This is a genomic window from Oceanivirga miroungae (genome assembly GCF_902505095.1).
Classification (GTDB): Bacteria; Fusobacteriota; Fusobacteriia; order Fusobacteriales; family Leptotrichiaceae; genus Oceanivirga; species Oceanivirga miroungae.
In genome coordinates this window covers 1,291,980-1,304,747 of sequence record NZ_CABWIB010000001.1, presented here as the reverse complement: position 1 = coordinate 1,304,747, position 12,768 = coordinate 1,291,980, and the positions used below count along the sequence as shown (strand labels likewise).

The window sequence follows — 12,768 nt, the reverse complement described above, 5'->3', positions numbered from 1 at the left end:
AGAAGATATGAGTAGATGGAGAACTGTTGTTATAGAAAATAGAAGTAAATTAGATTTAAAAATAAATAATATTTGTGTTAGAGGTAATGATAATGTAAAATTTGTTAATTTATCCGAAATAGACACATTAATTTTAGAATCGACTTCTATATCTATAACTTCTGCTCTTCTGTGTGAACTTGTTAAACAAAAGGTAAAGGTTATCTTCTGTGATGAGAAACATTTACCTTTGTTTGAAGTCACACCTTATTATGACTCTTATGATAGTGTAACAAGAATACAAAAACAATTTTTATGGAGTAACGAAACAAGAGAAAAATTATGGACAGAAATTGTTAAAGAAAAAATAAAAAATCAAATGAATATATTAAAAAAGTATGATAAAAGTGAGTATAAATTATTGGAAAAATATATTCAAGAAGTAGAACATAATGATTCAACAAATAGGGAAGGGCACGCTGCTAAGGTGTATTTTAATGCCTTATTTGGTAAGGATTTTACTAGAAATAGTGAAAGTAGTATAAATATTGGTTTAAATTATGGTTACCAGATATTATTATCTCAATTTAGTAAAGAAATAGTTCAAAATGGATATTTAACTCAAATAGGGATACACCATAAAAATCAATTCAATAAGTTTAATCTCTGTTCTGATTTAATGGAACCATTTAGACCTGTGGTAGATGAAATATGTTATCTTGCTAATTTTGAAAAATTTGATAAAGATGAAAAACATAAGGTTTTAGAGATGTTTAAGAAAAAAATTAAAATAGATAATGGTAATTTTTATCTAGTAGATGCAATAAAAATTTATGTTAAGAGTGTTTTTAAAGTGCTGGATGAGAATAAATTGGAATTTTTGAAGGTGTGTGATGAGTTTTAGATTTATGAGAATAGTAGTTTTTTTTGACTTACCATCAGTAAGTTCCAAAGATTTAAGAGAATATAGAAAATTTAGGAAACACCTAATATCTAGTGGATTTATAATGTTACAAGAATCTGTTTATAGTAAAATAGCATTAAATGCGACATCTAGTAAAATTATTATAGATAATTTAGAGAAAAATAAGCCTTATGATGGATCTATTATGGTATTGCAAGTAACTGAAAATCAGTTTCAAAATATAGTCTATTTACTTGGAAGTAAAAATGAGAAGTATGTAGACAGTTCAGAAAGAGTAGTGATTTTATGATATTATCGTATTTAGGTTTTGAGTTTGAGATAAATTTTGATGATGTTAATATAGTAAAATTAAATATTGAAAATAAAAGGGTTTTAAAGGAAATTATATTTGATTTTATATATAATTTAGATGAGAGTGAGGGTAATATTATTTTTTATGAATCTAACTCAATATTAAAACCAAGCAACTATATCTACGTATTTAATGATTTTTTTGATTTAGAAATTAGTAAAAATTATTTAACAAAGTATTATAAGGTTTTAAATAAAAGAGTGTCGTATGAGCATTTGGAAAGGTTTAATATTTTACAAACGAGTATACATAACTATGTGAAAGAAATAGTATTAGATGAAAATTTTGACTTAGAGTTTGATGAAATAACTAATTTAGAATTATTTAAATTAGTTGGACTAAAGTTAAAATATGAAGAAAATATTTTATTAAATATTATGGAAAATATGAAGTTTATAAATGAAATATTATCTATAGAAATATTTGTACTTATAAATCCAGAAATATATTTTTCAAAGGAAGAATTAGATGAGTTATATAAGTTTTCATTATATAGTAAATTTAAAATTATTATTATATCTAGTGAAAATAATTTGACTACTAACCACTATATTGATAAAATTATATCGATAGATGAAGATCTATGTGAAATATTTTAAGTTAATACAAGGAAGTCGTTATTCCTAAAAGTTTTATAAAAACAGTATTAACTAAAAGGCATATCACATTTTATATTTCTACAAGCCTCAAAAATTTGAATTTGAGGTTTGAGAGTTGTGTAAAATTTAATATGTCTAAAACTATAATATTAGTTAACGAATTTAAAGATATGTTTGAGAGTTGTGTAAAATTTAATATGTCTAAAACTAACAAACTTAAAAAAACATAATAAGATATGTTTGAGAGTTGTGTAAAATTTAATATGTCTAAAACTTTGCTATTTCATATATATTCATTCTTTAAGTTTGAGAGTTGTGTAAAATTTAATATGTCTAAAACTCTTATACTACCCAACAGGGACATACGAATGTTTGAGAGTTGTGTAAAATTTAATATGTCTAAAACTTCTACTCTTAATATTTTGTCTTCCATACTGTTTGAGAGTTGTGTAAAATTTAATATGTCTAAAACTGACGGATTCTTTGATGTTAATACAAATAAGTTTGAGAGTTGTGTAAAATTTAATATGTCTAAAACACGGATTGCCTCTCCTGTGATATTGTCGTCGTTTGAGAGTTGTGTAAAATTTAATATGTCTAAAACTGAAAATTTAGAATACTTATTTAATTTAATGTTTGAGAGTTGTGTAAAATTTAATATGTCTAAAACTACATTCCCAAAATTATCTTGTGTAGTTGTGTTTGAGAGTTGTGTAAAATTTAATATGTCTAAAACAATAAAGGCTAAAATTTTCAATTTTAGTAGGTTTGAGAGTTGTGTAAAATTTAATATGTCTAAAACGCCCCCAAAACAAAAAAACACACAAATACTGTTTGAGAGTTGTGTAAAATTTAATATGTCTAAAACGTTTACCTATATCATTTATACTAAATATTAGTTTGAGAGTTGTGTAAAATTTAATATGTCTAAAACTCCTTGTTTCTTTTTTCTACAACTGTATATGTTTGAGAGTTGTGTAAAATTTAATATGTCTAAAACCCTCTTTTTTGATATTTACCCACAAGTAATGTTTGAGAGTTGTGTAAAATTTAATATGTCTAAAACTTTCATCCCAAGAATCCTTATTGAACTGTAGTTTGAGAGTTGTGTAAAATTTAATATGTCTAAAACTTAATACTTTTTTATCTTGTCCTGGTCTATGTTTGAGAGTTGTGTAAAATTTAATATGTCTAAAACTATCTTTTAATTCTTGTTTCTTTTCTAATTGTTTGAGAGTTGTGTAAAATTTAATATGTCTAAAACTACAACACACTGTTTTAGACACTCACATGCGTTTGAGAGTTGTGTAAAATTTAATATGTCTAAAACTACCAATATTCACTGTTTCTGACTGTGTCCGTTTGAGAGTTGTGTAAAATTTAATATGTCTAAAACATATGTATCAACAAAATAAGCTATGTATATGTTTGAGAGTTGTGTAAAATTTAATATGTCTAAAACAGGAATTTTGTCCTCCATTGAATTGCCTCTGTTTGAGAGTTGTGTAAAATTTAATATGTCTAAAACCATTGAATCGGCTTGCCAACGTCCTGTACTGTTTGAGAGTTGTGTAAAATTTAATATGTCTAAAACATTAAAGATAAATAAAAGAATAGTCAAGGCGTTTGAGAGTTGTGTAAAATTTAATATGTCTAAAACATTTTTAAATTTTTAATTTTCTTTTTCATAGTTTGAGAGTTGTGTAAAATTTAATATGTCTAAAACACTGTCTTTAACTCGTTCTCAATAGCGTCTGTTTGAGAGTTGTGTAAAATTTAATATGTCTAAAACATACTTTACTATTTCATTAGCCATAAAAATGTTTGAGAGTTGTGTAAAATTTAATATGTCTAAAACTGACTCCATTTATTTATTATAGGGGGGCTAGTTTGAGAGTTGTGTAAAATTTAATATGTCTAAAACTATATCTATAGTTTCTTGATTATTTTGAGGGTTTGAGAGTTGTGTAAAATTTAATATGTCTAAAACTGGCTAGGTATAGTTCATTTTGTTCCAAAAGTTTGAGAGTTGTGTAAAATTTAATATGTCTAAAACAGGAGATAGAAAAAATGTGTTATACTGGTCGTTTGAGAGTTGTGTAAAATTTAATATGTCTAAAACGTCATTGCTGCATAAATAGGATTTGTAACAGTTTGAGAGTTGTGTAAAATTTAATATGTCTAAAACTTAATTTTTTTGAAAAAATTTTTGTAATTCGTTTGAGAGTTGTGTAAAATTTAATATGTCTAAAACAGCTGTTTCATTTATTACAGATTCAGTTCCGTTTGAGAGTTGTGTAAAATTTAATATGTCTAAAACCTGATATTCTTATTGAGTTGTTAGGTTTATGTTTGAGAGTTGTGTAAAATTTAATATGTCTAAAACTTATAAAATTCAGGTGAAAAGTACTTACAAGTTTGAGAGTTGTGTAAAATTTAATATGTCTAAAACTTATAAAATTCAGGTGAAAAGTACTTACAAGTTTGAGAGTTGTGTAAAATTTAATATGTCTAAAACTAGATAATGTTAATATATCTCCTATTTTCCGTTTGAGAGTTGTGTAAAATTTAATATGTCTAAAACAAAGTTGATAGAAATAGTAGTTTTGCTAGTGTTTGAGAGTTGTGTAAAATTTAATATGTCTAAAACTTCAATGTTAAGAATTTTGCAGATTAGCATGTTTGAGAGTTGTGTAAAATTTAATATGTCTAAAACAGTACAGCATTAGTATTTGATAATCCGCTTGTTTGAGAGTTGTGTAAAATTTAATATGTCTAAAACCTGAACAAGCGGTACAAGGCTTAATGAAAGGTTTGAGAGTTGTGTAAAATTTAATATGTCTAAAACTTGATATAAATAAGACAAGACAACCTGATAGTTTGAGAGTTGTGTAAAATTTAATATGTCTAAAACATAGATTTGTAAAACATAACCCTAAATATAGTTTGAGAGTTGTGTAAAATTTAATATGTCTAAAACCTTTTTCAACTGATGTTAATACGATTTCTTGTTTGAGAGTTGTGTAAAATTTAATATGTCTAAAACTATATTCATATTGTAAAATATTAAATATTCGTTTGAGAGTTGTGTAAAATTTAATATGTCTAAAACAAATAATTTTTAGGAGATAATATCTTATATGTTTGAGAGTTGTGTAAAATTTAATATGTCTAAAACCAAGTTTATCTTTTAAAATGAGTAATAGTTGTTTGAGAGTTGTGTAAAATTTAATATGTCTAAAACTTACTTCCATTGCAATTAAATCTTCTTTTTGGTTTAAGAGCTGTGTAGAATTCAATATGTCTAAAATTACATTTCAAAGTTAAATTTGTAATTTTATATAATTTAGAATATTAAATAGTTAAAAACGAACATATTTAACTAATTGAAAAAAACTAAATAATAGGTTAAAATATTTTATAACTATGTAAATATTGGACAAATAGGGAGGCTAGAAATGACAGAAATCAATAAAATAATAGAAGCACTAGGTGGTAAAGAAAATATAGAAAAAGTAGATGCATGTAGTACTAAGTTAAGAGTAATAGTAAAAGATGAATCAAAGGTGTTTAATAATTCATATTGGGAAGAAAACCTAGAAGCAAAAGGTGTAATAAGAGCAAGTAGTGGAGTTCAAGTCATATACGGGAAAAAAGCTGAAGAATACAGAAAAGAAATAGAAGAAAAATTAGATGATGAGTTATCAGATAAAATAATAGAGGCACTAGGTGGTAAAGGAAATATAGAAAAAGTAGATGCATGTAGTACTAAGTTAAGAGTAATAGTAAAAGATGAATCAAAGGTGTTTAATAATTCATATTGGGAAGAAAACCTAGAAGCAAAAGGTGTAATAAGAGCAAGTAGTGGAGTTCAAGTTATATACGGGAAAAAAGCTGAAGAATACAGAAAAGAAATAGAAGAAAAAATTAAATAAGAAAGAAGAGAAAAATGGAAGAAAACTTAAGATATGCTAATGTAGAAATTAAAGTTAGAAAAAAAGGGGCAGAGTTATTCTCTGCTATTGTGGATGGAGAAGAATTTATATGGAATGGTAAAGAACATTGGGCTAAATCTTCACCTATTCTATTTCCGTTTGTAGGTGGACTTTTAGATGGAAAGTATATATACAAAGGAAAAGAATATAGTTTAAATACAAGACATGGATTTGCAAGAGATAAAGAATTTGAACTATTAGAAAAAACAGAAAATAAAATAAGTTATGTACTTTTATCAAATGAAGAAACTAAAAAAGTATATCCATTTGATTTTAAATTAGTGTTAAGCTATGAAATATTAAATGAAAATAGCATAAAAATGGAGTATAAGGTATATAATACAGGGAAAGAAGAAATGTATTTCTCATTAGGTTATCATACAGCATTTTTCTTACCAACAAATTTTGAAAACTATTATTTAAAATTAGATAAAAAAACTAAGTTAGAAAATATACCTATAGATGGAGCATTTGTATCTCCTAATGTTAAAAATTTAATAAAAGAAAATTCTGATATATTAGAAATAACAGATAAATTATTTGAAAATGATGCTATCATATTTGATGGAAATATTTCAAATAAGACAGAAATAATAGACAAAAATTCAACTAGAAAAGTAAGTGTAATACACAATGAGCCATTTGATTATGTCGCTTACTGGAGACCACAAGGATCACAATTTGTTTGTGTTGAACCATGGTATGGAATAACTGATTTTACAGATACAGACCATAAGCTAGAAACAAAAAAAGGGATAGTTAAGTTAGAAAAAGATAAGACTTTCACAAGTAGTGTAGTATATATTTTTGAAAAATAAGTAAAAAACCAAGTAGATATTTTATTATTTTACTTGGTTTTAGTTTAGAATAAAGGGGTAAAAATTGAAAGAAAAAATAGGGTTAATAGCTATAGATTTTGATGGAACATTTTTAGATGATTCTCATTTTAAAAAAGATTTAAGATATATTGATAAAATATTTAGTATAGGGATTCCAATAATTTTTGCAAGTGGACGTGCAACCGCTGGAATTGTTGAGCTTTTATCAAGACTTGGGATAAAAGATAGAGTTAATTATGTAATAGGACATAATGGTGCAGAAATATATGATGTAAAAAATGGGAAAATAATATACGATAAAAAATTAGATAATAAAATAGCAGACGGTATAATAAATCTTATCGTATCTAATGGATTTAAAAATCCTATTGCTATACATGATTGGGAAAAACTTTACACATATAATTATGATAAAAGAGTAGACCTTGAAAATGATGTTAATTTTACAAAAGGAATTAATATATCTAAGATATCAGAGTTTCCTGAAAACAAGCTAAAAATTATGTTTTTCGCAACAGGAAAAGAAGTTGATGATATATATAATCTAATAGAAAATAGCGAGTATAAAGAAAATATAAGTCAAGCAAGAAATACTAACTTACTAGTTGAAGTTACTAATAATGGAGTTAATAAGGCAAGTGCTTTAAAAATTTTAGCTGATAAATTAAAAATTGAATTATCTGATGTACTGGCCTTTGGGAATGGTGAAAATGATAAAGAAATGCTGGATGAAGTTGGATTTGGTTATGCTATGATAAATTCAGATAAAGTATTACTTGAAAATGCTAAATATATAACTAAATATGATAATAATAACTGTGGCGTAGAAAAAGAAATAATTAGGATTTTTGAAATATGAGAAGATTGATAATTTTAGTAATTACAGCAATTTTTCTAGTATCTTGTAGTAAAAAAGATGAAGATAAGAATAGGATATACTATGAAATTTTTGTAAGAAGTTTTTCTGATAGTAATTCTGATGGTATAGGAGATTTGAATGGAATAAGTGCTAAGTTAGAGAAGCTAAGTGATTTAGGGATTGAAGGGATTTGGTTAAGCCCGATATTTAAATCAAGTAGTAGTCATAAATATGATGTAGAAGATTATATGAGTGTAGATAAGGAATTTGGCACAAAAGAAGATTTGAAAAACTTAGTAAAAAAAGCACATAAATTAAATATTAAAGTAATACTTGATTTTCCGTTAAATCATACTAGTATAAATCACCCTTGGTTTAAAGATTTAGGAAAATATAAAGACTATTATGTAATTACATCTAAAAAAGACAAAAGATATAAAAAGGATTTAGCTATATTAGGGCCTAAAACTTGGAATGATTTAGATAAAGATACTGCTTACTATGCCCTTTTTTATAGTGGTATGCCAGATCTTAATTTTGATAATAAAGAAGTCAGAAAAAATATGATAGACTATGCTAAATACTGGGTAAAAGAGTTTGATATAGATGGTTATAGAATAGATGCTGCTATGCACTTATATGCTTATAAGGAGTCAAAAAGAAATATTGTAGATCTTGATTCTGAAAATATAAAAGTTTTAAAAGAATTTAAAGATGCGGTTAAAAGTATTAAAAATGATGCATATTTTGTAGGTGAAGTATGGAGTGATAGCATAAGAATATCAAAGTATTATAAATCTTTGGATTCAAATTTTAATTTTACCTTATCAACTAAATTAATTCCTTATACACTAGCATCTAAAAATAGCGAAAAAATATCTAACGAATTAGAAAAAATATATGAAAAAAATGAAAGTGTTAATAAAGAATATATGGACGCTCCATTTTTGACAAACCATGACCAAAAAAGAATAGCTAGTAGTGTAAATGAATTAAAAAGATTAAAGCTAGCAGCAAGTATATTATTAACATTACCTGGTAATCCATATATATATTACGGTGAAGAACTTGGAATGAAAGGTGATAAACCAGATGAGCATATAAGAGAAGGATATTTATGGGGAGATAATTACCAAACTAATTGGGTATATAATAGAGATAATATAGAAACAAATGATTATTATACGCAGCTAAATAATCCCAAATCTTTATTAAATCATTATAAAAAATGGATAAAAATAAGAAAAGATAATAGAGAAATAAAATATGGTAAATATGAAAAACTAGATTTAAAAGATAATGAAGTGTTTAGTTATAAAATGAAATATAAAGGAAAGGTGAAATACATAATTCATAATTTAAGCGATAAGAAAAAAACTATAAATTTAGATAAAAATATCATTGAATTAGAGCCTTATGAAAGTATAGTTAAATAAGAGAGTTTTAGTAAAAATAAACTTAATTTTTACTGATAAAAAAAATTAGACTTTTTTTAAATTATGGTGTATAATGTAAATCAAAAGGTGAAGTTATGAAGAAAGTTGATTTGATTATAAAAAATGAACAAGGTCTTCACGCAAGACCATCTACAAAAATCGTAGAAATTACTCAACAGTTTAAAGGTGATGTTAGTGTTTATGCTAATGATGAAATAATAGACGCTAAAAATGTAATGGGGCTAATGCTTTTAGCATTATCTAAAGGAGAAAAGTTTACTGTAATAGTAGAATCAAGTGAAAACGATGATTTAAGTGAACAAAAACTAATAGATGATTTAAAGTATTTGGTTGAGGTCTTGAAATTTGATGAAATCTAAAAAAGGAGAAAATAAAAAAATGAATGATTTAAAATTTGAAGAACTATTAACAGAGTACCAACCAAGTGAACATAAATCTGGTTCTGTTATAGATGATGCAATTATAGTAAGGGTAGATCAAGAATACGGTTATTTAGATATTAACGGTAAACTTGAGGGGCGTGTAAGAGCGTTTGAAATAGAAGATAAAAAAATAGGGGATACTATATCTGTTCAAGTTATGAGACCTGAAGAAGACTTTATTATAGTATCAAAAATAGCTTTAGATAGATTAAAAGAATTAGATAAAATAGCTATCGAGGATGTTGTAGAAGGAACAGTTACTAAAAAAGTAAAAGGTGGATTTACAGTTAAAATGGGATCTAATAATGCATTTTTACCATTCTCATTATCAGGAACAAGAGGAAATGATATTGTTTCAAAAACTATGGAATTTGTTGTTAAAGACAAAAATAGAAAAGGAATTACTTTATCAAGAGTAGATTTCCTTAAAAAAGGAACAAAGGAATTTTTAGATAAAATTTCTGTAAATGATGTTTTAGAAGGTGTAGTTAAAGAAGTATTAGACTTTGGATTAATACTAGATTTAGGAGTTTTAACAGGACTTGTACATATTTCTGAATTAAGCTGGGAACAAGTAAGCGATATAAAAGCAATCTACAAAGTAGGAGACAAGGTTAAAGCTAAAGTTATAGAATTAAATAAAGAAAAATCTAGAATAAAATTAAGTATCAAACAATTAACTGAAGATCCTTGGGTAAAAACAAGAGAAAGATATGAAGTAGGACAAAAATTAAGTGGAGTTATAAAAGAAATACTTGATTTTGGTTTAGTAATTGATATAGATGGTACAAATGATGAAGGATTTATGCATATATCAGATGTATCATATAGAAAATTCTTCCAATTAGATAGAACATTTACTGTTGGAGATAAAATAGAATTTGTAGTAGAAGCTATAAATGATGAAAAACAAAGAATCTCATTAAGTGCTAAGAAAATATTAGATGAAAAATGGGAAAATATAGATGAAACAGTTCAAGAAGGAGACAAAAATACAGCAAAAATAATATTTATGCAAGATTATGGTATGTTTGTTGAACTAGAAAATAAATTAGAAGCATTTGTTAGAAAAAATGAATATGCATGGTTAAAAGAAGAAACTCCAGAATTACATGAAGGAGACGAAGTAGACGTTGTAATAATTGAAGTAGACAAAGAAAATAGAAAAATTGCAGCTTCAATTAAAGAATTAGTAGTTTCTCCATGGTTAGAAGCACATGAAAAATATGCTATAGGAGATTTTGCTGATGTAGTAGTTACAAATGAATTAGAAAATGCATACTTAGCAGAATTAACACCAAGATTCAAAGGATTAATTCCAAAAAGAGAAGTATCTGGAGAATTAAAATTAGGAGATAAAGTAAAAGTAGTTGTAATAGATTCTAACGGTCAAAAAGGTTCAATCATCTTATCACCAAAAAGAGTAGATGAAGTTGAAGCTAAAGAAGACTTAGATGAAATGATGGAAAAATACGGAGTAAATAATTAATTTTAGGGGACTATGTCCCCTAATGTTGACAAGCAATATCTTATTTGATATAATGGCTTGTAATTACGAAACTGAAAGGAGCTCAAGAAATGGCAGTACCAAAGAAGAGAACCTCTAAAGCAAAAAGAAATATGAGAAGAGCACATGATGCAATAAATGCACCTGTTTTCGTTAAAGAAGCAGATGGAACAGTTAGAAGACCTCATAGATTAAACTTAGAAACAGGGCTATATAGAGGTAGACAAATAATATCTGATGATGCAGAGTAAAAATTAGAAGTTATAACTTCTTTTTTTTTTATGCATTCTAGAGGCTTTATTTAATTGACTTTAAAAAATCAAAATGATATAATTGACTAAAAGAGTAATAATTATTAGGAGGAAAATAAAAATGGCAAAACAAAAGTTCGAAAGAGTAAAAGAACACGTTAACGTTGGAACAATAGGACACGTAGATCACGGTAAGACAACAACAACAGCAGCGATCTCAAAAGTATTATCTGAAAGAGGATTAGCACAAAAAGTTGATTTTGAAAATATCGACCAAGCTCCAGAAGAAAGAGAAAGAGGGATAACAATCAACACAGCACACATTGAGTATGAATCAGAAAAAAGACACTACGCACACGTAGACTGTCCAGGCCATGCTGACTATGTTAAAAACATGATAACAGGAGCAGCACAAATGGATGGAGCTATCTTAGTAGTATCAGCAGCTGATGGACCAATGCCACAAACAAGAGAACACATACTATTAGCAAGACAAGTAGGAGTACCTTACATAGTAGTATACTTAAACAAATCTGATATGGTTGATGATGAAGAATTATTAGACTTAGTAGAAATGGAAGTAAGAGAATTATTAAACGAATATGATTTCCCAGGAGATGACGTACCAGTAATAAGAGGGTCAAGCTTAGGAGCATTAAATGGAGAAAAAGTATGGGAAGAAAAAATCTTAGAATTAATAGATGCAGTAGATGAATACATACCAACACCAGAAAGACCAATTAACTTACCATTCTTAATGCCAATTGAAGACGTAATGACAATAACAGGACGTGGAACAGTTGTAACAGGAAGAGTAGAAAGAGGATTAGTAAAAGTTGGAGAAGAAGTAGAAATAGTAGGAATCAAACCAACAGTAAAATCTACAGTAACTGGAGTAGAAATGTTCAGAAAATTATTAGACCAAGGACAAGCAGGGGATAATATAGGAGCATTATTAAGAGGAATCAAGAAAGAAGAAGTAGAAAGAGGACAAGTATTAGCTAAGATAGGATCAATCAAACCTCATACAGAATTCATGGGAGAAATCTACGTATTAACAAAAGAAGAAGGTGGAAGACATACTCCATTCTTTACAGGATACAAACCACAATTCTATTTCAGAACAACTGACATAACAGGAGAAGTACAATTACCAGAAGGTGTAGAAATGGTAATGCCTGGAGATAACGTAAAAGTAGAAGTTAAATTAATACACCCAATCGCAATGGAACCAGGATTAAGATTCGCAATCCGTGAAGGTGGAAGAACAGTAGCTTCTGGAGTAGTTTCTGAAGTAAGAAAATAAGTAGAGTAAAATAACAAAAACAGAAAAGATGAGAAAGAGGTATATAATTTCTCATCTTTTTACATTAAAACAATCTTAATAAATACAAAATCTGGAGTGGTTTTTGAAAAAAATTTTTAAAAAAAATCAAAATTTTCTTGACAAGGTACCTAAAAATTTGTTAGTATATATCTTGTCAAGCGGGAAAGAAAGCTTGATAAGAACAATGAAAAGATAATAAAAACAAATGCAAACAAGTTAAGATAAAAGACAATAAGGTGAAAAAAAACAAGGAAAA

Annotated in this window: 11 protein-coding genes and 1 CRISPR repeat array; all 11 genes read left to right on the top strand. The window is 26.7% G+C overall.

The window, feature by feature from the left end; genetic code table 11:
• The first annotated feature begins 7 nt into the window (after window positions 1-7).
• Window positions 8-883, top strand: a complete 876-nt coding sequence (gene cas1 / locus OMES3154_RS06185; RefSeq protein ID WP_156683901.1) for a type II CRISPR-associated endonuclease Cas1 — start codon at window positions 8-10, stop codon at window positions 881-883.
• Between the two features lie 4 nt (window positions 884-887).
• Window positions 888-1,193: a CRISPR-associated endonuclease Cas2 gene (cas2, locus tag OMES3154_RS06180; RefSeq protein WP_231679275.1), complete on the top strand. Its 306-nt coding sequence runs from the start codon at window positions 888-890 to the stop codon at window positions 1,191-1,193.
• Window positions 1,190-1,855 (top strand): type II-A CRISPR-associated protein Csn2, encoded by a 666-nt coding sequence (gene csn2, locus OMES3154_RS06175; protein ID WP_156683899.1) that lies wholly within the window; start codon window positions 1,190-1,192, stop codon window positions 1,853-1,855. The genes cas2 and csn2 overlap by 4 nt, the downstream gene beginning before the upstream one ends.
• 106 nt (window positions 1,856-1,961) lie before the next feature.
• Window positions 1,962-5,166: direct repeats of the CRISPR family, unit length 36 nt; unit sequence GTTTGAGAGTTGTGTAAAATTTAATATGTCTAAAAC.
• Window positions 5,167-5,313: 147 nt separating this feature from the next.
• Window positions 5,314-5,790: a PTS transporter subunit EIIB gene (locus OMES3154_RS06170; protein ID WP_156683898.1), complete on the top strand. Its 477-nt coding sequence runs from the start codon at window positions 5,314-5,316 to the stop codon at window positions 5,788-5,790.
• Between the two features lie 14 nt (window positions 5,791-5,804).
• Window positions 5,805-6,668, top strand: coding sequence for an aldose 1-epimerase family protein (locus OMES3154_RS06165; protein WP_156683897.1), 864 nt, complete (start codon window positions 5,805-5,807; stop codon window positions 6,666-6,668).
• Window positions 6,669-6,732: 64 nt separating this feature from the next.
• Entirely contained in the window at window positions 6,733-7,548 is an 816-nt protein-coding gene (locus OMES3154_RS06160) for a Cof-type HAD-IIB family hydrolase (RefSeq protein ID WP_156683896.1), read from the top strand.
• Window positions 7,545-8,984, top strand: a complete 1,440-nt coding sequence (locus OMES3154_RS06155; RefSeq protein ID WP_156683895.1) for an alpha-amylase family glycosyl hydrolase — start codon at window positions 7,545-7,547, stop codon at window positions 8,982-8,984. Before OMES3154_RS06160 ends, OMES3154_RS06155 begins: the two co-directional genes overlap by 4 nt.
• 95 nt (window positions 8,985-9,079) lie before the next feature.
• Window positions 9,080-9,364, top strand: a complete 285-nt coding sequence (locus OMES3154_RS06150; protein WP_156683894.1) for an HPr family phosphocarrier protein — start codon at window positions 9,080-9,082, stop codon at window positions 9,362-9,364.
• Between the two features lie 19 nt (window positions 9,365-9,383).
• Window positions 9,384-10,916 carry a S1 RNA-binding domain-containing protein gene (locus tag OMES3154_RS06145; protein ID WP_197271532.1) on the top strand — a complete coding sequence of 511 codons (1,533 nt, stop codon included), beginning with the start codon at window positions 9,384-9,386 and terminating at the stop codon, window positions 10,914-10,916.
• Window positions 10,917-11,005: 89 nt separating this feature from the next.
• Entirely contained in the window at window positions 11,006-11,185 is a 180-nt protein-coding gene (rpmF, locus tag OMES3154_RS06140) for a 50S ribosomal protein L32 (RefSeq protein ID WP_156683892.1), read from the top strand.
• A 121-nt stretch (window positions 11,186-11,306) separates the two neighbouring features.
• The gene (gene tuf / locus OMES3154_RS06135) at window positions 11,307-12,491 is read left to right on the top strand and encodes an elongation factor Tu (protein WP_156682907.1); all 1,185 of its coding nucleotides are present in this window, start codon (window positions 11,307-11,309) and stop codon (window positions 12,489-12,491) included.
• Window positions 12,492-12,768: the final 277 nt, after the last annotated feature.

Excerpts from the sequence above, each read along its gene's own strand:
- OMES3154_RS06150 (WP_156683894.1), top strand. The coding sequence starts at position 9,080 with ATGAAGAAAGTTGATTTGATTATAAAAAATGAACAAGGTCTTCACGCA.
- OMES3154_RS06165 (WP_156683897.1), top strand. The coding sequence starts at position 5,805 with ATGGAAGAAAACTTAAGATATGCTAATGTAGAAATTAAAGTTAGAAAA.
- cas1 (WP_156683901.1), top strand. The coding sequence starts at position 8 with ATGAGTAGATGGAGAACTGTTGTTATAGAAAATAGAAGTAAATTAGAT.
- csn2 (WP_156683899.1), top strand. The coding sequence starts at position 1,190 with ATGATATTATCGTATTTAGGTTTTGAGTTTGAGATAAATTTTGATGAT.
- cas2 (WP_231679275.1), top strand. The coding sequence starts at position 888 with ATGAGAATAGTAGTTTTTTTTGACTTACCATCAGTAAGTTCCAAAGAT.
- OMES3154_RS06170 (WP_156683898.1), top strand. The coding sequence starts at position 5,314 with ATGACAGAAATCAATAAAATAATAGAAGCACTAGGTGGTAAAGAAAAT.
- OMES3154_RS06155 (WP_156683895.1), top strand. The coding sequence starts at position 7,545 with ATGAGAAGATTGATAATTTTAGTAATTACAGCAATTTTTCTAGTATCT.
- tuf (WP_156682907.1), top strand. The coding sequence starts at position 11,307 with ATGGCAAAACAAAAGTTCGAAAGAGTAAAAGAACACGTTAACGTTGGA.
- rpmF (WP_156683892.1), top strand. The coding sequence starts at position 11,006 with ATGGCAGTACCAAAGAAGAGAACCTCTAAAGCAAAAAGAAATATGAGA.
- OMES3154_RS06145 (WP_197271532.1), top strand. The coding sequence starts at position 9,384 with ATGAATGATTTAAAATTTGAAGAACTATTAACAGAGTACCAACCAAGT.